This is a genomic window from Sphingomonas profundi (genome assembly GCF_009739515.1).
In the GTDB taxonomy this organism is placed as follows: Bacteria; Pseudomonadota; Alphaproteobacteria; order Sphingomonadales; family Sphingomonadaceae; genus Alterirhizorhabdus; species Alterirhizorhabdus profundi.
Genome location: NZ_CP046535.1, coordinates 1,148,717 through 1,169,258, shown reverse-complemented (window position 1 = coordinate 1,169,258; position 20,542 = coordinate 1,148,717). Strand labels below are relative to the sequence as shown.

Annotated in this window: 21 protein-coding genes; 5 read left to right on the top strand and 16 right to left on the bottom strand. The window is 72.1% G+C overall.

All coding sequences use genetic code 11. The annotated features are described in order from the left end of the window. Window positions 1-173 precede the first annotated feature (173 nt). A complete protein-coding gene (locus tag GNT64_RS05470) occupies window positions 174-701 on the top strand; it encodes a VOC family protein (protein ID WP_156678589.1) in 528 nt (175 codons plus the stop codon). A gap of 7 nt (window positions 702-708) precedes the next feature. Here GNT64_RS05470 and GNT64_RS05465 read toward each other — a convergent pair whose 3' ends face one another. The 16 genes from GNT64_RS05465 to GNT64_RS05395 form a co-directional block, all read right to left on the bottom strand. Further along, complete coding sequence (locus GNT64_RS05465) at window positions 709-1,674, bottom strand: GlxA family transcriptional regulator (protein WP_156678588.1); 966 nt, start codon at window positions 1,672-1,674, stop codon at window positions 709-711. Between the two features lie 123 nt (window positions 1,675-1,797). Further along, entirely contained in the window at window positions 1,798-2,268 is a 471-nt protein-coding gene (locus GNT64_RS05460; RefSeq protein WP_156678587.1) for a hypothetical protein, read from the bottom strand. Window positions 2,269-2,281: 13 nt separating this feature from the next. After that, a complete protein-coding gene (gspN, locus tag GNT64_RS05455; protein WP_156678586.1) occupies window positions 2,282-3,004 on the bottom strand; it encodes a type II secretion system protein N in 723 nt (240 codons plus the stop codon). After that, on the bottom strand, window positions 3,004-3,483 hold the full coding sequence (gspM, locus tag GNT64_RS05450; RefSeq protein ID WP_156678585.1) for a type II secretion system protein GspM: 480 nt from the start codon (window positions 3,481-3,483) through the stop codon (window positions 3,004-3,006). Before gspM ends, gspN begins: the two co-directional genes overlap by 1 nt. Beyond that, on the bottom strand, window positions 3,480-4,604 hold the full coding sequence (gene gspL / locus GNT64_RS05445; RefSeq protein ID WP_156678584.1) for a type II secretion system protein GspL: 1,125 nt from the start codon (window positions 4,602-4,604) through the stop codon (window positions 3,480-3,482). The genes gspM and gspL overlap by 4 nt, the downstream gene beginning before the upstream one ends. A 10-nt stretch (window positions 4,605-4,614) precedes the next feature. Further along, window positions 4,615-5,598 (bottom strand): type II secretion system minor pseudopilin GspK, encoded by a 984-nt coding sequence (gspK, locus tag GNT64_RS21800; protein ID WP_231639293.1) that lies wholly within the window; start codon window positions 5,596-5,598, stop codon window positions 4,615-4,617. Then, the gene (gspJ, locus tag GNT64_RS21795) at window positions 5,595-6,305 is read right to left on the bottom strand and encodes a type II secretion system minor pseudopilin GspJ (RefSeq protein ID WP_231639292.1); all 711 of its coding nucleotides are present in this window, start codon (window positions 6,303-6,305) and stop codon (window positions 5,595-5,597) included. The genes gspK and gspJ overlap by 4 nt, the downstream gene beginning before the upstream one ends. A 38-nt stretch (window positions 6,306-6,343) precedes the next feature. Continuing rightward, a complete protein-coding gene (gene gspI / locus GNT64_RS21790; RefSeq protein WP_338420411.1) occupies window positions 6,344-6,712 on the bottom strand; it encodes a type II secretion system minor pseudopilin GspI in 369 nt (122 codons plus the stop codon). Between the two features lie 235 nt (window positions 6,713-6,947). Next, on the bottom strand, window positions 6,948-7,394 hold the full coding sequence (locus tag GNT64_RS05430) for a GspH/FimT family pseudopilin (RefSeq protein WP_231639288.1): 447 nt from the start codon (window positions 7,392-7,394) through the stop codon (window positions 6,948-6,950). Between the two features lie 355 nt (window positions 7,395-7,749). Then, window positions 7,750-8,280, bottom strand: a complete 531-nt coding sequence (gspG, locus tag GNT64_RS05425; RefSeq protein WP_277873260.1) for a type II secretion system major pseudopilin GspG — start codon at window positions 8,278-8,280, stop codon at window positions 7,750-7,752. Between the two features lie 3 nt (window positions 8,281-8,283). Further along, window positions 8,284-9,510, bottom strand: coding sequence for a type II secretion system inner membrane protein GspF (gspF, locus tag GNT64_RS05420; RefSeq protein WP_156678580.1), 1,227 nt, complete (start codon window positions 9,508-9,510; stop codon window positions 8,284-8,286). Further along, entirely contained in the window at window positions 9,503-11,068 is a 1,566-nt protein-coding gene (locus GNT64_RS05415) for a GspE/PulE family protein (protein ID WP_156681447.1), read from the bottom strand. The genes gspF and GNT64_RS05415 overlap by 8 nt, the downstream gene beginning before the upstream one ends. A 151-nt stretch (window positions 11,069-11,219) precedes the next feature. Beyond that, entirely contained in the window at window positions 11,220-13,466 is a 2,247-nt protein-coding gene (gene gspD, locus GNT64_RS05410) for a type II secretion system secretin GspD (RefSeq protein ID WP_156678579.1), read from the bottom strand. Next, window positions 13,463-14,320: a type II secretion system protein N gene (locus tag GNT64_RS05405; protein ID WP_156678578.1), complete on the bottom strand. Its 858-nt coding sequence runs from the start codon at window positions 14,318-14,320 to the stop codon at window positions 13,463-13,465. Before GNT64_RS05405 ends, gspD begins: the two co-directional genes overlap by 4 nt. Window positions 14,321-14,405: 85 nt before the next feature. Next, complete coding sequence (locus tag GNT64_RS05400) at window positions 14,406-15,116, bottom strand: prepilin peptidase (protein WP_231639286.1); 711 nt, start codon at window positions 15,114-15,116, stop codon at window positions 14,406-14,408. A gap of 53 nt (window positions 15,117-15,169) precedes the next feature. Beyond that, entirely contained in the window at window positions 15,170-15,694 is a 525-nt protein-coding gene (locus GNT64_RS05395) for an SH3 domain-containing protein (protein WP_231639284.1), read from the bottom strand. A gap of 139 nt (window positions 15,695-15,833) precedes the next feature. Between GNT64_RS05395 and GNT64_RS05390 the strand changes: the two genes are divergently transcribed. The 4 genes from GNT64_RS05390 (at window position 15,834) to GNT64_RS05375 (ending at window position 20,536) form a co-directional block, all read left to right on the top strand. Then, complete coding sequence (locus GNT64_RS05390) at window positions 15,834-16,121, top strand: hypothetical protein (protein WP_156678577.1); 288 nt, start codon at window positions 15,834-15,836, stop codon at window positions 16,119-16,121. A gap of 123 nt (window positions 16,122-16,244) precedes the next feature. After that, window positions 16,245-16,658 carry a DUF2946 family protein gene (locus GNT64_RS05385; protein ID WP_156678576.1) on the top strand — a complete coding sequence of 138 codons (414 nt, stop codon included), beginning with the start codon at window positions 16,245-16,247 and terminating at the stop codon, window positions 16,656-16,658. Between the two features lie 130 nt (window positions 16,659-16,788). Continuing rightward, window positions 16,789-19,140 carry a TonB-dependent receptor family protein gene (locus GNT64_RS05380; RefSeq protein WP_156678575.1) on the top strand — a complete coding sequence of 784 codons (2,352 nt, stop codon included), beginning with the start codon at window positions 16,789-16,791 and terminating at the stop codon, window positions 19,138-19,140. Between the two features lie 10 nt (window positions 19,141-19,150). Further along, complete coding sequence (locus GNT64_RS05375) at window positions 19,151-20,536, top strand: PepSY-associated TM helix domain-containing protein (RefSeq protein ID WP_156678574.1); 1,386 nt, start codon at window positions 19,151-19,153, stop codon at window positions 20,534-20,536. The last annotated feature ends 6 nt before the right edge of the window (window positions 20,537-20,542 follow it).

Sequence of the window (20,542 nt, the reverse complement as noted above, 5' to 3'; positions counted from 1 at the left end):
GGATCAAAGCGAGCGAATTGCCCGGCTGCCGCGCTCCGCGTGAAACCGGATATACCACAAGCGAAAGATCATTGCGCGCGCGCCGGCATAAAGATTCGCGGGGGCCGATCTGGTCTAAATGCCAGCGGCCGCCGCTCCGGCGGGCGCTATGCTGGGCGAAAAGGGGATTGCCCGTGCCGCTGGACCTGCCCGTTCGCCAGATCGCCTACTTCGTGCCCGACGTGCGCGAGGCCGCCCGCCGCCACGCCGCCCTGTTCAACTCCGGCCCCTATTTCGTCGCGGACAACATCCCGCTGCGCGCCGCCTGGCACCGCGGCACGCCGGTGGAGCTCGATCACAGCTCCGCCTACGGCCAGTGGGGCGAGGTGATGGTGGAGTTCGTCCAGCAGAACAATCCCGGCCCCTCCGTCTTCCGCGACATGTATGGCGAGGGCGAGCAGGGCATGCACCATGTCGCGATCATCGTGGCGGACGTGCGGGCGGCACAGGCGCATTTCGAGGCGGACGGCCTCGTCACCGCGCTGGAAGCGGAGATGAACGACGGCTTCGTGTTCCTGATGATGGACGGCGTCGCCCGCTACGGCCACATGATCGAGCTGTATGAGGGCGTGCCCTCGCTCACCGGCTTCTACGATTTCGTGAAGGCGGCGTCGGTGGGGTTCGACGGCACCGATCCCATCCGCCAGATCGCCTTCGACTAAGCCGCGCTCACCCGTCGCGCGTGGCCGCCAGCCGCGCGCGATAGCGCGACATGGTGGTGCCGGCCCGGCGCTGGAACGCCCGCCTCGCCGCCTCCGTGCTGGAGAAACCGACCAGCCGGGCGATCTGCTGCGGCGGCAGCGCGCTCTCCTCAAGCATCCGCTTGGCCTGGTTCACCCGCGTCTGCTCGACGAAGTCGGTCGGCCGCATGCCGGCCTCCTGCTGGAACACGCGGGCGAAGTTGCGCGGGCTCATCGCCGCCAGCGCGGCCAGCGCCGTCACCGAGAGGTCCGCCTCCATATGGTCGCGCACATGCTGCTGGACCCGCTGGATGGGGTCGCGGGTGGCGGATTGCGTCGCCAGCTGCACGCTCAGCTGCGCCTGCGCGCCGGATCGCTTCATGAACAGCACCAGCCGCCGGGCGATGGCGAGCGCCAGCTCGCGGCCGTGATCCTCCTCGACCAGGCTCAGCATCAGGTCCGCCGCCGCCGCCCCGCCGGCCGAGCTGAACAGCGGCCCATCGCGCACGAAGATGCGGTCCGGCTCCAGCCGCGCGAGTGGAAAGGCGGCGCGCAGCTCGGCCGAGCATTCCCAGTGGGTCGTCACCCGCCGCCCGTCCAGCAGACCGGCCGCGCCGAGCAGGAAGGCGCCGTTGCCGATCGATCCGAACCGCGTCGCCGCCGCCGCGTGCCGCTTCAGCCACGCCACCACCTCGGCCGCCGGGGGCGTCTTCCAGCTGCCGCTCGATGCGACGATCAGCAGCTGCGCCGGCTCGTCGGACGCGGCGATGCCCGCCGCCGGCAGCAGCGTCATGCCGGATCGGGTGGCCAGCGGCGCCGGCGTGTTCGCCACCAGCCGCACGACATAGTTCGGCACGGCCGGCGATGCATGCTGGCGCACGCAGGCGAGAACATCGAATATCGCGGCAAGTTCGAGCGCGTAGACATCGGGCGGCGCGTAGACGGTGACAAGCATTGCCCCACCTCGCAAACAGCGGCCCGGAGTTTTGATAAAAATCTGATCTCCGGATACCGCGATCTTATCTTCCGCCCGAACGACGGCCAAAGTCAAGCGGCCGTCGGTACGGTTGCACGCAAACTAACCGCATGCGAGCAGGCCCGTCACCGGCAGCACGAAACCGTCTCCGTCGGTCCGCTCCAGCCCCAGCGATCCGGCGACCACGGCGCCGTCGCTCAGCCCCCGCCGGTTCTCGATCGAGAGTTCGAGCGAGAGGGTGATGCGGCCGTCGCCGTAGCGCGCCGTCGGCTCGCTGGCGAAATCGCCGCCGCCCAGGCGCGGCAGATCCACCGGGCGGCCGTCCAGCAGGATGCGGGCGAAGGTGGGCGGGCCGGATTTCGCCATCAGCACCAGCCGCGCGGAAGGCGCCGCCTTCCACAGGAACAGCCCGCACTCGCCCGCGCCCAGCGCCTGCCGCGGCAGCGCGCCGAGCGGTATGCCGTCCGGCCGCTGGGACGGCGCCGGACCCGCCCGATCCGCCGGGCGCCCGCCGCAGCCGGCGGCCAGCGAGAACAGCAGCAGCGCGGCGGCGCGGCGGCGCGTCACGAACACGCCACGGCGCCCGTCACAGCGCGCCCGTCACCGCCAGCGCATAGCCGCCGGCCACGGGCGAGAAGCCGGCGGCCAGCAGCGCGTCGCGCGTGGCGGGCGTGGTCGGCTGCACCTTCAGGTCCGCGCGATAGGCGCCGCCTGTCGCGACGTGCAGGGTCAGGCTCTCCATCCCGCTCTGGCCGACAAGCGGCAGCAGCAGCGCGCCGCCGTCGCAGCGCGCCGCGCCGCTCAGGCCGCCGGGCAGGTTCAGCCCGGCCGGCGCGCCCTCGATCACGGCCTTCACCAGCCCGTCGGCCCGGTCGCACAGCCCGTCCCGAAAGGTGACGCTCACGTCGGAGAGGTCGATCGCCGCCACCGGCAGCGGCATCAGCCGCCGGCCCAGCGGCACCCGCGCCGTGACGTCGTCGATCCCGAAGCGATGCCGCGACACCGTCAGCGCGCCGGCGAACCCGCCCGCGGTCTCGCCGGCGGAGGCGAGATCCAGGCGTGCCCGGCCCACCAGCAGCGGCAGCGGCGCCAGCCGGGCAGAGAGATCGCCCAGCGGCGCATCGCCGAAGCGCGCCTCGGCCAGCGTGCCCAGCCACACGCTGCCCCGCGCCTCCCGCGCGGCGAAGCCGCCGGCGCCCAGGTCCAGCCAGCCGATCACCAGCCGCAGCGGCATCAGCAAAACGAGGCCGACCAGCAGCGCGCAGAGGAAGAACAGGCTCGGGCGGAGCGGCAGGCGGATCCTTCGCATCAGCGGCTCCTCGCCCGCAGGCTGGCGTCGACGGCGATCGTCGCATCGCTGTTCGTGCGGGCGGACAGCCGCTCGACGATGATGCCGTCGCGCCGTTCCAGATCGGCGATCCAGCCGAAGAAGGCCTGCGCCTTGGCCGATTCCAGCGCGATCGCCACGCGGTTGCCGTCCGGCGTCACCCGCAGCTTCGCGAAGCCAGCCTCCACCGCCTTCTGGCCGACGAGGGTGGCGAGCGGCGCCTGCGGCGGCGGCGGGCCGCTCTTTTCCAGGAAGGCGATGCGGTCCGCCTGGCCGCGCGCCTGCGCCATGTCCAGCACGGCGCGGCCGTGCCGCTCCCGCGCGTCGGCCAGCGCATCGTCGAGCGGGCGGACGATCAGCAGCCAGGCCAGCACGATCGCGATCGCCGCCGCCATCGCCAGCAGCATCCGCTGCTCGCGCGTGGTGCGCAGGCCCCACCAGAAGCGCAGCTGGCGCATCATCGGCCGCGCACCGTGATCTCGGCGATCTGGCGGCCGCCGCCGGGCCGCACGTCGCCGCTGTCCACCGCGAAGCCGGCCGCCTCGATCCGCCGGGCGAGCGCGGCGATGTCCGCCGCGTCCGCCGCCGTCGCCGTCACCCGCAGCGCGCCGCCCTCGTCGAAGGCCAGAGCGGAGAGTTCCACATTGGCCGTGTCGCGCACGGCGGCGAACACGGCGGCGGCGCTGGCGCTGAAGCCCAGCCCGGCGCCGCGCAGCTCCGCCAGCCGGCCGGAAAGCTGGGACGGCGCATCGTCGATCGTCGCCACCCGCGGCAGCGCCGATCGCGCGACGCCCGCCACCTCGCGCTCCAGCCGGTCGGCGGCGAAGCTGTATTTCAGGATCAGCACGATCTGCACGGCCAGGATCGCGAGCAGGATGAAGCCGCCGAGCAGCGCCAGCCGCCTGACCAGCGGCCAGTCGATCCGCCAGCGCCGGCGCCGCGCGAACGGCCCCTGCCGCAGGTCCAGCGGCGCCGCCGCTAGCGCAGCACCCAGCCCCGCCTCCACCGCCGCATCGTCCACCGCCACGATCGACCCGTCGGCCATCAGGGCGGCCAGCGCCGGCTCGGCCGCCAGCGCCACCGCCGGGCCGCGCAGCAGGTGCAGCCCGCCCTGCGCCCAGCGCACAATGCCCTCCTCCGGCGGCAGCAGCAGCAGCGGCTCCGGCAGCACCGCGTCGGGATCGAGGCCCAGCGCCTGCGCCTGGGCGAGCCACGCGGCCATCCGCTCCGGCGCCACCAGCGCCACCGCCCGCGTCTCGCCGCCGGCGGCGCCCAGCGCCACGTGCAGCCGCTCGGCCGGCGCGGCGCTCACCTCGCCCGCCGCCAGCCGCGCCGCGGCGATCGCCTGCGCGGGGGAAAGGGCGGGCAGTTCGATCCAATGGATCACCACATCCTCGCCCGGCACGATCAGCACGACGCGCTCGTCGCCGTCGCGATCGGGGTCGCCGGCCTCGTCCGCCGGTGGCGGCACCGCGCCCGCCCCGCCGCGGGCGATCACCGCGCCGTCGCGCAGGCGCATCCAGCCGCGCGGCGGCGTCAGGCCGTCGTCGAGGAACAGCAGCAGGAAGTCGCCCCCGCTCATGCGCCGCCGGTCATTCGTCGATCCCCCAACGCCGCACCACCAGCTTGGCGGGGGTCAGCCCGCCATCGATCAGCGCCGTCTCCGTCACCTGCGCGCCGCCCAGTTCCACGTCAAGGTCGAGCGCGAACCAGCGGGTGCGCAATTGCGGCTGGCTCCGCACGTCCGCCTCGGGCGGCACGCCGGCTAGGCCCGGCTGATCCCAGAACTCGGCGATGCTGTTCCAGCCGAGCGGCGGCCGCTGCACCAGCACCTGCGCCGCCCGCGCCGCATCCATCCGGTACGGCAGCAGCATGGCCAGCAGGACGGACTGATCGGGCAGCAGCGTGTTCACGTTCAACGGCGACATGTCGGTGGTCGGCAGGGCGCACACCCACGGCCGCAGGATGCGGTAGATGTCGCTCGTCACGCCCGATACGGCGCGCAGTTCGCTCACCTCGGAAAGCAGGGTGTTGCCGGCGCGATAGGGCTTCTGCGCGCGCAGATAGTCGCTGTCCTCCGCGCCGTCGGGGATCGCCGTCGAGTCCGTGTCCAGCCAGTCGGCCAGGCCCGCCGCCACCCGCCGCGCATCCGGATCGGCGATGCCCAGCAGCCGCATCAGCGACAGGAACTGGGCGATGCCGGCCGGCCGCGCGGTAAGCTGGCTGGCGGAGATCCCTTCCGCCAGGCTGTTCAGGTTGAAGCAGTTGCCGCCGTCGCGCACGCGCAGGGCGGCGATGCCGCCCGGAATCGGCAGGCGCGTGACGCGCCCGTTCCAGCCGCCCGCCAGGGTGGTGGTGCCGGTCTGGCGGCCGTCGAGCAGGCCCACCTTCGTCATCGCCAGCGCCTCGGCGCCGAACGCGTAGGCGCGCGCCTGATCCAGCGCGGCGGCGTTGGTGGCGAGGCTGGTGGCCAGCCGCAATTTCTCGAGCGCCACGACCGAGATCGCCGCCATCACCGCCACCAGCAGCAGCACCGCCAACAGGGCGGCGCCACGCTCCCGCGCCGGCGCCGTCACAGGCCGGTGCCCGTCTGGAACACCTGCCGCACCGGGCCGATCCCGTCTATGTCGAGCACCATTTCCACCGCGCGCGGCACGGCGTCGGCGCGCGTGGCATCCCACCGCTCGCGCCACTCGCCGCCAAGGCGGTAGCGCAGGCTCATTGACCGCACGCCACGGATGATGACGGCGGGCGGCCCCGGCTCGGCGCCGTCCAGCATCGGCGCGGCGCTCCGCTCCAGCCGGTCGCCGACCAGCCGGTACTGCACCTTCTGCAGCGAGGCGCGCGGCGCCCCATAGGGGTTCTCCCACCCGCGCCGGACGAAGGCGAGCGCCACCTGCCGATCGCCGCCGGCCGAGCCGAAGAAGGCGACCTGCGCCGCCCCGCTGGCACTGCGGCTGATGCGCGGCGCGGCCTGGGCGAGATCGGCCGTCAGGATCGCCGAGACCCGCCGGATCGCCGCGATCTCCGCCAGCTTCTCCCCCGCAGCACCCTGCGCCCTGGCGCTGAATCCCAGCAGCGCCACCCCCGCCGCCGCCAGCAGCCCAAACACGAACAACGCCACCATCAGCTCGATCAGCGTGAAGCCGTGTTCGGCGGAACGCTGCGAAAGCTCGAAGCCGTGTTCGGCGGAACGCTGCGAAGGCTCGAAGCCGTGTTCGGTGGAGCGCGGCGAACCTTCGAAGCCGCACCCGGCCGGTCGCGGCGGCACTGGCACCGTCACGCCCGCCTCCCGGCTGCCGGCAGGGCGGGCATCGACGATCACGCCAGAGACAGCCGGAACACGGTGAGCACGCCGGCGCGCTGCCCGTCATCGTCCGTCACCGAGACGTCGATCCGCTGCACGCGCGGATCGGGCGTCTTGGTCGTCCGCCGCACCCAGTGCCAGAGCCGACCGCCATTGCGCTCCTCGCCGTTCAGCAGGCCGAGCGGCGGGGCGCCACGATCGGTCAGCGCCTCCACCGCCACGTTGCGCGCGACGATCTGGCCGATCGTCCGATCGCGCAGGATCGCGGTCTGCGACACGGTCGCCCCCTCCAGCCGCAGCAGCGCGATCGCCGCCAGGCTGAAGATCGCCAGCGCGACCATCAGCTCGATCAACGTGAAGCCGTGTTCGGCGGAACGTCGCAAAGCCGCGAAGCCGTGCTCGGCGGAACGTCGCAAAGCCGTGAAGCCGTGCTCGGCGGAGCGTCGCGAACGTGCGAAGCCGTGTCCGCCGGAACGCGCCTCTCCCCCGTCACCCCGGACCTGTTCCGGGGCCCACCTTGCGGCGGACGCCGCCACCGGAGGCGCAGACGACACCGCTCGACGGAAGGCAGTCCCCGGAACAGGTCCGGGGTGACGAAGCCTCGCACCGGGCGCCGGCTCAACCATCGACGCGCACCGAGCCGTCGGCGGCGATGTGCACCGTCATGCGCGTCGCATCGCGCACCAGGGTCACGTCGAGCGGCTCGACGATGCCGGTCGGGTCGAACAGGGCGCGCGCCTGGCCCACGTCGCCGACCAGCGCCGTCGCCCCCTTGGCCCAGCGCCGCTGCTCGAACGGCTTCTCGCCCAGCAGGGTCCACGCGCCCCGCTCGCGCCGCTCGAAGCCGTAGCCGTCGCTCGTCACCAGCAGGGCGATGGCGCGCGCCTCGATCACCGCCTTGTCCTGCGCGGCGTGGGCGCGGGCGGCGAAACGCTCGGCATCGCTGCGCAGGTCGCCGCGCGGATCGGGCATCGCCAGCACCACCGCGCCGGTCAGCAGCCCGATGATCGCCATCACGATCATCAGCTCGACCAGCGTGAAGCCGTGTTCGGCGGAACGCCTCACAAGCGTGAAGCCGTGTTCGGCGGAACGCCTCACGCACGTGAAGCCGTGCTCGGCGGAACGCACAAAGGACACGAAGCCGTGCTCGGCGGAACGCACAAAGGACATGAAGCCGTGCTCGGCGAAACGCTTTCCCTCCCCGTCATCCCGGACTTGTTCCGCGGCCCACCGCGCGGCCGACGACCCTGCGAGAGGCGCTGATGACGCCGATCGCGGCGGGGTAGGCCCCGGAACAAGTCCGGGGTGACGGGAAGTGGGAGGGTGATGCTTGGCGCCTGGGTGCGGCATGACGCGGGGCCGCCGCCCGGCCGCTTCCGGCCGCCGCATCCGTGCCGCCGGCGGATGGCCGCCGGGGCCGTTACTTCCAGTTGCCGATATCGGCATCGTTCCCTTCGCCACCCTCGCGGCCGTCGGCGCCGTAGCTGAAGATGTCCACGGCGCCATGCTTGCCCGGCGAAACGTAGTGATAGGGGTTGCCCCACGGATCGTCCGGCAGCTTGCGGATGTAGCCGCCGGGCCGGTAGCGCCCGGTATCGACGCCGGCCGGCGCGCTCACCAGCGCCTTCAGGCCGTCGCCGCCGCCGGGATAGGAGAGATTGTCCAGCCGGTACATCTCGGCCGCCTGCTCCAGCAGGGCAATGTCGGTCTTCGCCTTCTCCACCCGCGCCTTGTCCTGGCTGGGCAGCACGTTGATGACGACGATCGTGGTCAAGAGCCCGATGATGACGATCACGACCATCAGCTCGACCAGCGTGAAGCCGTGTTCGGCGGAACGCACAAAGGACGTGAAGCCGTGTTCGGCGGAGCGCGCTACCGGCCTGAAGCCGCACTCGGCGGAGCGCCTCGCCGGCGCACGGGAAGTTTCGGTCCGTCGCTTGGTCATCGTCATCCTTCAGGCTCCGGCGAGCGTATCGAGTTGCAGGATCGGCAGCAGGATCGAGAGGACGATCAGCGCCACGATGCCACCCATCAGCACGATGATCAGCGGCTCCAGCAGCGAGAGCGCCGTCGCCGTGAACGAATCGAACTCGCGCTCCATATAGTCGGCCGCGCGCTCCAGCATGGTGTCGAGCTTGCCGGACGCTTCGCCCGATGCCGCCATGTAGACCAGCAGCGGCGGGAACACGCCCGCCCGCCGCATCGCCGCCGACAGGCTGCCGCCGCCGCGTATCGCCTCGACGATATCGCTGGAGGCGGCGCGCAGCGCGCGGTTGTGCACGGTCGATACGGTCAGGGTCAGCCCCTCTAGCAGCGGCAGGCGGCTCGCCACCATCGTCGCCAGGGTGCGGGAGAGGCGGGCGGCGTGGAGATCGCGCACCAGCCGGCCCAGCAGCGGCAGCCGCAGGATGCTGCGATCCACCCACATCCGTATCGCCGGATCGCGCAAGCCCCGCCAGATCAGGAAGCCGGCAGCGGCCAGCCCGATCGCCAGCGCCCACCACCAGCCGACGAGGAAGGCGGAGAGGCCGATCACCATCCGCGTGAGCAGCGGCAAGGTCTGGCCCACCGTGTCGAACTGTTCCACCACCTGCGGCACCACGAACACCATCAGCGCGAACACCACGGCGATCGCCACGAAGGCCAGCACCGTGGGGTAGGCGAGCGCGGTGATCACCTTGCCGCGCACCGTCGCCTGCCGCTCCTGCAGGTCGGCCAGACGCTCCAGGATGGTCGGCAGCGTGCCCGATCCCTCGCCCGCCGCCACCATCGCGCGGTAGAGCGGCGGGAAGCTCGGCGCCTCGCGCGTCATTGCCTCCGACAGGCGCCGGCCCTCCACCACGCCGCCATGCACCCGCCCCAACACGCGGCGCACCTGCTCCTGCTCGGCCTGGCGCACGATGGTGCGGATCGCCTCCTCCAGCGGGCTCACCTGCGCCAGGGTGGCGAGCTGGCGGGTGAACAACGTCAGCTGCTTGGCGGAGAGTTTGCGCCGCAGGGTGATGCGCTGCGAGAGCAGGGCCGGCGAGGCCGGCGCGCCGCCCCTTCCCGCCTCGATCCGCACGACGTAGAATTTGCGGGTGGCAAGGCGGGCGCGCGCATCCTCGATCGTCGCGGCGCTCACCTGCCCGCGCTTCTCCCGCCCGGCCACGTCGAGCGCCAGATAGTCGAAGTCAGGCATCGATCGGCACCGCCGGCGCATCCGGCACGCTCTCCCGGCGGGAGATGCGCACCGCCTCCTCGGGCGTCGTCACGCCTTCGCGCACCAGCGCGCGGGCGGCGGCGGTCAGGGTCGGCGCGTGGGCGAAGGCGTGGGCGGCGATGGCATCCTCGTCCGCGTCCTCGTTGATCATGCGGCGGATCCGGTCGTCGATCCGCACCGCCTCGAACACGCCGATGCGGCCGCGATAGCCGCTGCCGCCGCACGCGTCGCAGCCGCGCGCCTCGTGCACGGTCTCGCCCGGCTCCAGCCCCAGCAGGGCGGCGACGGCCGCGCTCGCGGGTTCCGCCGCCGAGCAGTGCGGGCACAGCCGCCGCACCAGCCGCTGGGCGATCACCGCGCGCAGGGTGGAGGCGAGCAGGAACGGCTCCACCTTCATGTCGCGCATCCGCGTGATCGCGCCGATCGCATCGTTGGTGTGGACGGTGGAGAGCACCAGATGGCCGGTCAGCGAGGCCTGCACGGCGATGTCGGCCGTCTCGCGATCGCGGATCTCGCCGATCATCACCACATCCGGATCCTGCCGCAGGATGGCGCGCAGGCCGGCGGCGAAGCTCAGCCCCACCTTGGCGTTCACCTGCGTCTGGCCGACCCCGTCGATGGCGTATTCGACCGGGTCCTCCACCGTCAGGATGTTGCGGCTGCCGTCGTTCAGGGTGCGCAGGCCGGCGTAGAGCGAGGTCGTTTTGCCCGATCCGGTCGGCCCCGTCACCAGCACCACGCCGTTCGGCTCGGCCAGGGCGGCGCGGAACACGGCGTCGATCGCCGGCGGCATCCCCAGCATCTCCAGGTCGATGCCGGCATTCTCCTTGTCCAGGATGCGCAGCACCACCCGCTCGCCCGCCCGGCTGGGCAGAGTGGAGACGCGCACGTCCAGCAGCTTGCCGCCCAGGGTCAGGCCGATGCGCCCGTCCTGCGGCACGCGCCGCTCGGCGATGTCCAGCCGCGCCATCACCTTCACCCGGCTGACGACCACGGGGGCGACGTGCGGCGGCATCCGCAGGGTCTCGCGCAGCACGCCGTCGATCCGCATCCGCACGACGAGGCCGGTCTCGTACGGCTCGATATGGATGTCCGACACGCCCTGCCGCGCGGCATCGGCGATGATGCCGTTGATGAGGCGGATGGCCGGCGCGTCGTCCGCCGTGTCGAGCAGGTCGTCCGCCGAGGGCAGGTCGCTCGCCAGCATCATCAGCTCGTCGCCGAGGCCCAGCGAGCCGGCCGCGTCCGCCGCCGCCTGCCCGTCCATCGCGTAGCGTTCGGAAAGGATGCGGTCGAACCGCTCGGGCGCGACATGCTCGACCGCAAAGGCGCGGGCCAGCACGCGGCGCACCTCCAGCAGCGGGCGCGGATCGGCGCCCTGCCGCAGCGCCACCGTCAGCGGATCGGTGGCGACGATCGCCATGCCGAACCGCCGCGCGAAGCCATAGGGGATAGCGGCCAGCGGTGGGAGCGAGGCAGGCGGAACAGGCGGCGTCTCCTCGCCCCCTTCGTCATCCCGGCGTATGCCGGGATCCATGGACGGCTGCACGATCATGGCCGGATCGCTGCCTCGCTCCGCACGACCGTTCCCCCGCCTCCGGCCGATCGCCCTGCCCGGCAAGCGCCCGTATCCATGGATCTCGGCCCTCGCCAAGATGACGGTGCGGAGCGGAAGGGCGGCCGCACCCTCACCGCCCCGCCTGCGAAGGCGGCACCGGCACCGGCCGGATCACCTCGGTGGAGGATCGCATCTGCGGCGTGATGATCTGCTTGGCCGGCGGGGCGAGCGGCGGCGCGGCATCCTCGCCCGGGCCGTTGGCCGGCGGGGCGCCCGGCGCCGTCGTGCCCATATAGTCGCGCACCATCTCGTCGATCGTCGGCTCGCGCTCGGGTCGCTGGGTGGCCTGCATGTCGCGGATATAGCCGTAGCGCTGGGCCGCCACGGCGCGCGCCTCGTCGGCCGATCGCACGATCGTCGGGCGGATGAACACCATCAGGTTGGTCTTGGCGCGCGAGCGTGAACGCGATTTGAACAGCTCGCCAAGACCCGGAATGTCGCCCAGCAGCGGAATCTTCTCGATCGTGCGCCGCTCATTGTCGTCCAGCAGCCCGCCCAGCGCGATGATCTCGCCGTCGTCGACGGTCACCGTCGTCTCGATCTCGCGCTTGTTGATGATGAGGTCGCTATTGTCGGACGAGACCGGCCCGGCGATCGAGCTCACCTCCTGCCGCAGGAACAGCTTGATCGCGCCGCCGGCGTTGATCTGCGGCTTCACCTCCAGCTGGATGCCCACATTCTCGCGCTGCACGGTGCGGAAGGCGTTGTCGAAATTGTTGCTCAGCGCCTGGCCGGTAGTGATCGGCACCTCCTGCCCGACCAGGATCTTGGCCTCCTGATTGTCGAGCGTCATCACCGAGGGCGTGGAGAGGATGTTCGACTGGGTATCCGATTTCACCGCGTTGATGATCGTGGCGAACAGCCCGTCATTGCCGATCTTGCTGGCGAAGCCGGCGAAGCCGCCGGCGGCACCCAGGATGGAGCTGACCGCCGCCTGCGCCAGCGAATCGCTCACGGAGTTGCTCGTCTGGGTGACGGTGGTGGTGCCGTTGACGGTGGTGGTCGTCTGGTTCAGCTGGCGCGCGCCGATCGCGCCGGCGATGGTCAGGATGTTAGGCGCGCTGTTCGAATAGTTGGTCGCGGCGAACGGGATGCCGGATCCGGGCAGGCCGCCCAGCAGGAACTGCACGCCCAGGTTGCGCGCCGCATTGTCCGATATCTCGACGATGATCGCCTCGACCAGCACCTGCTCGCGCCGCGAATCGAGCTGGCGGATCACCGCGCCCAACGTGCGCTGAAGATCGCTGGGGGCCGAGATGATGATCGCGTTCGCGCCCTCGTAGCGGGCGATCACCGGCTGCGCCCGGCCGTTTCCAGCGCCACCGCCGCTGCCGCTCGTGGCGGCCGTGCCGCCGGCCGCGGCGGGGGTGGAAACCGGCTCCGGCGATATGGCGGAGGCGCCCACCGCGCGCGCGCCCGGCGGCACGATGGTGGAGCTGTTGGCCGCCGGCGCCACCGAAGCCGCCGCCGTCACCTGCTGGCCGACGAGCTGTTGCAGCACCGGAAGCAGCTTGGCGGCATCGGCATGTTCCAGGAAGATCACGCGGATCTCGGTGCCGCTGGCCGCCCGCGAATCGAGGTCGCGGGCGATCTCGGCCAGGCGGGAGACGGTCGTCGGGTCTCCGCGCAGCGCGATCGCGTTGCTGCTCTCCACCGCGACCACCGATACGGCCGGCCCGCCGGTGCCGCCGGCGCCGCCCTGCCCCGCGCCCGCCAAGGTCTGCAGCGATGTCGCTATCTCGCGCGCGGCGGCGTTCTTCAGCACCACCACCCGCGTGGCGGCGGTATCGCGATCGATGCGGGAGATCAGCTCGCGGATGCGGCGGATATTGTCGGCATAGTCGGCCACGATCACCGAATTGCCGGCGCGGTTGGCGCTCACCGATCCCTCGCGGCTCACCAGCGGGCGGATCGTATCGACGGCGGAGGGCGCGTCGATGGATCGCAGGCGGAAGACCTCCGTCACGAAGCTGTTGTTCGATTGGCCGCGGCTGCCCACCCGCCCCGGCTGCGAGGCGGCGGTATCCACCGGCTGCACGCGGAAGGCGCCGCCCGCCGCCGGCACCGCGACCAGCCCGTTGGCGCGCAGGGTGGAGAGGAACAGCTCGAAATACTCGGAGCGGGAGAGTGGCCGGTCGGTGACGACCGATACCTTTCCCTGCACGCGCGGATCGATGATGAAGGTGCGGCCCGTCACCTTCGACGCATCCTGGATGAAGGCGCGGATGTCGGCGTCGCGCAGATTCAGCACCTGCTGGGCCGATGTCGGCGCCGCCAGCGCCAGCAGCAGCGCGGGGATGAGTGCCGGCGCCTTCACTGCACCACCCTCACGCGCAGCGGCACTTCGCTGCCGCCGCGCTCCACGATCATCGTCACCTCGCCGCTTACGGATAGCTGCTGCTGGATGCGTCGCGCATCCTCCGCGCCGCTCACGCGCGCGCCGTTCACCGATATCACCACGTCGCCCGGCTGCAGGCCGGCGGCGCGCAGCGCGTCGCCCGTGCCGTTCGCCTGCACGGTGAAGCCGTCCACGCCGTTGCGGCCGGTGCGCGGCGCGAAGCGCGCGTCGCCCAGCAGTGAGGAGGCGGTGACGGCCGGCACCGGCGGCAGCAGCGGATTGCCGGCGGCGGGCGGCGGCGGCGCGGCGGCGCTCACCGCGGGCTGGCCCGGAGGAGGAGGCGGCGGCGAGACCACGGTCGCCGGCTGCGACTGATCGAGGAACACCTGCTCGTCCGCGCCGCCGCGCAGGATCGTGACGTGATCGAACGCGACGGACTTCAGCGTCACGCCCGGCATCACCTCCTCACCCACGGAAACGCTCTGCTGCACGCCGTTCGGCAGCCCCAGTATCGCCGAGCCGCGGCCGGATGCCTGATCGGCGCGGATGCCGAACAGCTTGATGTCCAGCCCCGTCACCACCGCCGGCCCGCCGGGCGCGGCCAGCCGGAAGAACGGATCGAACGCGCCGAAGATGGCCGGCGAGACGATCGCCGCGCCGGTATCCGGCCGCCAGTCTCCCACCGGGCCGACCGGCGTCACCAGGGTGAGCAGCAGCCGCGCCGATTGCAGCGCCAGCACCGAGAGCAAGGCGAGTTCGGCGACGGAATACCAGTTCGTGCGGGGCAGCCGCGCGAGCAGGCGCCGGGCCCGCCGATCGAGAACAAGACGCATCTGCCAACCAACCCCCGCAAGCCCGGCGCCACCCTTATTACATTCGCATGTGCCCGCGCGACTGCTTTCGTGGGCGTGAACGACGCTATCCCGCGCCCAGCCCCGACGCCTCGCCCAGCCACAGCCCCCAGGCGGCGATCGCCAGCAGCGTGCCCAGCGGCACCCGCGTCGTCGCCGCGACCGATCGACCGCCGGCGCGCGCGGCGATCAGCGCCGCGATGCCGATCAGGCTGGCGGCCAGCAGCACCGGCGGCAGCGCCCGCCAGCCGAGCCACAGGCCGATCGCACCGAACAATTTGGCGTCCCCCGCCCCCAGCCCCTCCCGGCCGCGCAGCGCCCGATAGGCATGAGCGATGGCGGCCAGCGCCGCGTAGCCGGCGACGCCGCCGATCAGCCGATCGCGCAGCGCCGGATGCAGCCCGGCGATCCCGCCGGCCAGGCCCAGCAGCGCCAGCGGCGCCGTCAGCCTGTTCGGCAGCCAGTAATGCTCCAGGTCCAGCGCCGCCAGCGCCAGCAGCAGCCAGCCGAACAGCGCGCCCGCCAGGCCCGCCGGCCCCGGTGCCGCCAGCAGCGCCGCCGCGCCGATCCCGGTCGCCAGCGCCTCGATTGCCAGGTGACGCCGGTCGATAGGCGCGGCGCAGGCCCGGCAGCGACCGCCCGCGATGGCGAAGGAGAGCAGCGGCACCAGTTCGCCCGCGCCCAGCGTGCGGCCGCAGCCGTCGCAGCGCGATCGCCCGCGCGCCGCCTCGCCGCGCGGCCAGCGCACCACGATCGTCGCGAGGTAGCTGCCCGCCACGGCACCGAGCAGGGCGCCGAGCGAGAGCCACAGCCAGAGGGGGAGTTCGGGCGTCAGTCGATCGTCTCGCCAGCGGCCACGCCCCAGATATGGTCGATCTCGACATAGCCGGCGCGGCCGTGCACGTCGAACTCGCACCAGCCGGCCGCGCAGTGGGAGACCTTGCCGACCACGCCCGGCTCCGCCCGCCACGTCACCTTGGCGCCGCGATCGGGCGCGGCGCGGAGCGGCCGGATCTCGCCGCGGATGATGGCGGTGCGCTGCTCGCTGAGCAGGAAGGAGCGCATCCAGCCCTCCACTCCGTCCGGATCGACGATCCGGCGCCACTCGTTGCGCACCTGCATCACCTTCACCGGCAGTTCGGCGCGGACATATTCCCAGTTCGCCGGATAGTTGGTGCCCGGTCCCGTCCGCATCCGCGCCTTGGGGGCGGAGATTGAGGCCCAGTAGGGCACCTCCCGCGCCTTCTGCGCCACCGCCGGTGCGGGAACGGCCATCGCCGCCGCCAGCCAGCCGCCTGCGGCCCAAGCCCCGATCGATCCGCCACGCATACCCGTCACCCGTCCGTCCGCCGTCACCACCCCGGCTCCTGTAGAGCGGTTCGCGCCAGCGGTGAACCACCTGATCGAACCGGCCGGCCGCATCGTTCCGGCGGTGGAACCGCATTGCGGGCGCGCCGTTCACCCGGCATCGGTTCGCAGTCAGGGAATGGAAGCCATGAAGAATATCGGTCTGATCTCCGGCGTCGTCGCACTCTCGGTGGCGTTCGCCGCGCCGGCCTATGCGCAGAGCTCCGGCCAGCTGCTGAAGGGCGGCGCGATCGGCGGCGCAGGCGGCGCGGTGGCCGGCGCGGTCATCCCCGGCATCTCCACTGGCGAGGGTGCGCTGCTGGGCGCCGGCGCCGGCGTGGCCGTCACCGCGCTCACCAAGAACAAGAAATATTATCGCGATAATCGCGGTCGCAAATATTACATCAACAAGCGCGGCTACCGCGTCTACAAGTAACGCGCTCCGCCTACGGACATCGAAGGCCCGCTCCAAGGCAGCTTGGGGCGGGCCTTTCGCATGGGCCGCCCGCCGGCCACCTGGCCGGGTGACAGGCCGCCCGATCCGCTCTAGGGGCACGGCGTGACCGCGCTTCGCCGCCATCTCCTGCGCCACCGCCTGTCGGCCGGCTGGCTGATCGCGCTGGCGCTGATGATGAAGCTGCTGGTGCCCACGGGCTACATGACCAGCGTTTCGGCCGGCACGATCACGATCGAGCTGTGCAGCGGCACCGGCCCGATGAAGATGACACCCGTCAGGATGACCATGCCGGGGATGGCGCACCATTCCGGCAAGGGCGATCACGCCCGGCCGGACATGCCCTGCGCCTTCTCCGCCCTCGCCGCGCCGTCGCTGGGCGGCGCCGATCCGCTGATCCTGGCGGGCGCGATCGCCTTCATCCTGCTCACGGTGTTCCGGGCCGCCGTGCGGCCCGCGCCGCCGGCCCCGGCGCTCCACCTCCGTCCCCCGCTGCGAGGGCCGCCGGCGATCGGCTGACCGGGGCGGCATCACCTCCGCGCGCACGCCGGCCAGGCGTGCGCATCCGCACGATGCGCCCCCGCCTGCACGCCCCACCTGCCGGCCCGCACGCGCGCGGCCGGCCCCTCGCACCTGTCAGGGGACGATCATGCCCACCCATAATCTCGCCATCGCGCTGTGTGCGATGGCGCTCGCGGCCCCGGCGGCCCATGCCGAGACTGCACCCGAGGCGCGCCGCGCCGAACTGCTCCGCCAACGCGCCGCCATCGACGCCGAACTGCGCGCGCTGGACGTGCTTCCGGCGCCCGCAGCAATCCCAGTGTCGGCCACCGGCGATCCGGACGACATCGTCGTCACCGCCGGCGCGCTCACCCTCACCACCGGGGTGACGGGGCAGACGGACACCACGATCACCGATCGCGCCTTCCGCACCACGCCCGCCACCACCATCGCGGACATCGTGAAGCTGTCGCCCGGCGTCACCGTGATCGCTGGCAACGGCCCGCGCGACGTGGGCGTGTCGATCCGCGGCTCCAACGCGCGCAACAGCTTCGGCGCCCGCAACATCCAGGTGTTCGAGGATGATTTCCCCGTCACCCAGCCGGATGGCCTCGCCCGCTTCGACCTCACCGATCCGCACGCCTATGGCGCGGTCGACGTGGTGCGCGGCCCCTCCTCGGCGCGCTACGGCAATTACGCGATCGGCGGCGCGATCAACTTCCGCACCCGGCGCGGGCGCGACGTGGATGGCATCGAGCTGGGCCTCGATGGCGGCGGCGATGGCTACGCCAATCTCTACGGCACGATCGGCGGCGCCGGCGCGTCCCACGAATATGCCCTGTTCGGCAGCTTCGCCCGGGCAGACGGCGCGACCGGGCATACGGGGTACGAGACCGGCACGATCAACGCGCTCGCCACCGTCTCGCTCTCCGATCGGGATCGGCTGGCCGCCAAGCTGATCTACAATGAGGGCGAGTTCCGCCTCTCGACCCGGCTCTCGTTCAACCAGTATCGCGCCAACCCCTATCAGCACGGCTGCGCCACCGCCGCCACGAAGGCGCCCGGCTGCGGCACCATCGCGGTGCTGGCGAACGGCATCAACGGCCCGCGCATACTTCAGACGGCGGCCGAAGGCGATCTCGCCCGCAACGATCGCCGCACCATCGCAGGCGCGCGCTACGAGCATGATTTCGCCGCCGACACCGTCTGGCGCACGCAGGCCACGTTCGACAGCCGCGTCGTCAACCAGCCCACCAGCGCCAACCCGTTCAAGGGCACGCTGGACAGCTACAACGTGACGTCGGACGTCACCGATCGCCGCCGCATCCTGGGCATGGAGGCGGTGAGCTTCGTCGGCCTGTTCTACAATTATCTCGATAACCAGAGCTTCACGTTCAACAGAACGCGGGCCGGCCGCAACGGCTTCGGCGCGCCGCTGCAGACGGTGTTCGGCGACGTGCGCAACATGGGCGTCCGCGCGCGCGAGGAGCTGGGCCTTGCGCGCGATCTGCACCTCGTCCTCGGCATCGGGGCGGAGCGTTCGATCCTCAACGTCCGCCAGACGGCCTACGCCTATCCGCTGACCGGCGGCGCCACCCTCACCCTCATCCCCGCGCTGCGCCGCTTCGCCAACGTCGCGCCGGAAGCCTCGCTGCTGTGGCAGGCGACGGAGGCGGTGCGCCTGCACGCCCGCTTCGGCACCGGCTACGGCATCCCGCAGGCGGGCAACCTGTTCGTCACGCCGGCGGGCGTGCCGGGCAACAATGCCGACCTGAAGACGCAGAAGAACGATGGCGTCGACTTGGGCGTGGAGCTGACCCTGAGCGACACGCTGCGCGCCGAGCTGACCGGCTATTACGAGTGGTTCCGCAACGAGCAGGTGAGCCAGTCCGCCGGCGTCAACCTGCTCGCCTTCACCACCAACGTGCCGCGATCGGAGCATCGCGGCATCGAGATAGGGCTGAACTGGACGCCGCTGCCCGTCGTGGCGCCGGGCGCCTACGTGCAGGCGAACTACAGCTATAACGACCAGCGCTATACCCGCTATGTCGAGCGGCTGACGTCCGGCGCGGCCTCCGCTGCGTTCGATCGCTCCGGCAATCGCATCCCGGGCGTCATCCCCGGCTTCGTCAACGCCCGCCTGGGCTACGATCGGCCGGATGGCGCGCTGGCCGGCCTGGGCGGCTTCGTGGAACTCACCTGGCGCCAGCGCTACTTCATCGACAATGCCAATCTGCTGCGGGTGCCGGGCTACACGCTCGCCAACCTGAACCTGCATTACGATCCGCCGGGCGGGCGTGGCTGGTGGTCGCGCCTCACCTTCTTCGCGTCGGTCCAGAACCTGTTCGACAAGGACTATATCGGCTCCGCCTCGATCATCGCCGACAGCGTGAACGCGGCCGGGCAGCCCAACCCGGCGGCGGTGCTGATGGACAGCACGGGATCGATCTACGCCGGCCAGCCGCGCACGGTCTATGCCGGCGTGAAATCGCGTTTCTGAGGAGGTGGAGATGATCCATGCCGCACGCCGCCGCTGGCCTTCGTACAACGCGATCTGGCGCTGGCACTTCTACGCCGGCCTGTTCTGCGTGCCCTTCGTGCTGTGGCTCGCCTGCACCGGATCGATCTACCTGTTCCGCCCGCAGATCGAGGCGCTGATCGATCGCCCCTACGCGCATCTCGCCACGATCGGCCCGCCCGCCACGGCCGCCGCGCAGGCGGCTGCGGCCGTGCGCGCGGTGCCGGGATCGGTGCTGCACCGCTACCAGCTGCCGGACGCGGCGGACGATGCCGTGCAAGTCGTCGTCGGCCGCACGGCGCGCGAGACGCGGGTCTACGTCCACCCGCACAGCCTCGCCATCCTGAAGACGGTGGGGGAGGATGATCGCCTGATGCGGGTGGTGTTCCGCCTGCACGGTCAGCTGCTGATGGGCGATCCGGGCTCCTACGTGGTGGAGCTCGCCGCATCCTGGGCGATAGTGATGATCCTCTCCGGCCTGTTCCTCTGGTGGCCGCGCAACGGCGGGCTGGGCGGCGTGCTCTACCCGCGGCTGCGCGCCGGCGGGCGGACCTTCTGGCGCGATCTGCACGGCGTCACCGGCTTCTGGGTGTCCTTCTTCGCGCTGTTCCTGCTGCTCTCCGGCCTGCCCTGGTCGGCCGGCTGGGGCGGCTACCTGAAGGCGGCGCGATCGCTGGCGGCAGGCCCCGCCACGCCGACGGACTGGTCCACCGGCGCAGCGGACGAGGGCCGCCGGCGCGCCGCCCTCGATGCCGGCACGCGCGCCATGCTCGACGATCATGCGGAGCATGGCGGCATGGCGATGGCGCATCCCTCCGGCCCGCTCGCCCCGCTCGATCGCGTGGTGCGCACGGTGCGGCCGCTCGGTCTGGCGGGGCCGGTGCTGGTGGCGCCGCCCACCGGCCCGGGCCAGCCCTGGACGGCGAAGTCCGACGCCGCCGATCGCCCGCTGCGCACCGATCTCACGCTCGACGCCGCCGGCCGCCTGCTCACGCGCAAGGATTTCGCGCAGCGGCGGCTGATCGACCGGATCGTCGGCTACGGCGTCGCGGCGCATGAGGGGCAGCTGTTCGGCTGGCTCAACCAGCTGCTCGGCCTGCTCACCGCGATCGGCCTGGTGCTGCTCTCGGTCAGCAGCGTGGTGCTGTGGTGGCGGCGGCGGCCGGCGGACCGGCTTGGCGCGCCGCCGGCAACCGCGCGGGCGCCGGCGGCGGCCGGCTTCGTGCTGCTGCTCGCCGCCCTCGGCGTGCTGCTGCCGCTGCTCGGCCTCTCGATGCTGGCGGTGCTCGCGCTGGAGCGGCTGGCGCTGCGCCGCATGCCGGCCGCGCGCCGCTGGCTGGGCCTGCGCCCGCCGGCCGCCCGCGCGTCCGCCGCCTGATGCCCC

What these genes read in the sequence shown, in the direction of transcription:
- GNT64_RS05465 (WP_156678588.1), bottom strand. Translation starts at nt 1,674, where the DNA reads ATGCTTGTCACCGTCTACGCGCCGCCCGATGTCTACGCGCTCGAACTT.
- gspN (WP_156678586.1), bottom strand. Translation starts at nt 3,004, where the DNA reads ATGCGAAGGATCCGCCTGCCGCTCCGCCCGAGCCTGTTCTTCCTCTGC.
- gspM (WP_156678585.1), bottom strand. Translation starts at nt 3,483, where the DNA reads ATGATGCGCCAGCTGCGCTTCTGGTGGGGCCTGCGCACCACGCGCGAG.
- gspL (WP_156678584.1), bottom strand. Translation starts at nt 4,604, where the DNA reads ATGAGCGGGGGCGACTTCCTGCTGCTGTTCCTCGACGACGGCCTGACG.
- gspG (WP_277873260.1), bottom strand. Translation starts at nt 8,280, where the DNA reads ATGACGATGACCAAGCGACGGACCGAAACTTCCCGTGCGCCGGCGAGG.
- gspF (WP_156678580.1), bottom strand. Translation starts at nt 9,510, where the DNA reads ATGCCTGACTTCGACTATCTGGCGCTCGACGTGGCCGGGCGGGAGAAG.
- GNT64_RS05415 (WP_156681447.1), bottom strand. Translation starts at nt 11,068, where the DNA reads ATGGATCCCGGCATACGCCGGGATGACGAAGGGGGCGAGGAGACGCCG.
- GNT64_RS05405 (WP_156678578.1), bottom strand. Translation starts at nt 14,320, where the DNA reads ATGCGTCTTGTTCTCGATCGGCGGGCCCGGCGCCTGCTCGCGCGGCTG.
- GNT64_RS05390 (WP_156678577.1), top strand. Translation starts at nt 15,834, where the DNA reads ATGAAGAATATCGGTCTGATCTCCGGCGTCGTCGCACTCTCGGTGGCG.
- GNT64_RS05380 (WP_156678575.1), top strand. Translation starts at nt 16,789, where the DNA reads ATGCCCACCCATAATCTCGCCATCGCGCTGTGTGCGATGGCGCTCGCG.
- GNT64_RS05375 (WP_156678574.1), top strand. Translation starts at nt 19,151, where the DNA reads ATGATCCATGCCGCACGCCGCCGCTGGCCTTCGTACAACGCGATCTGG.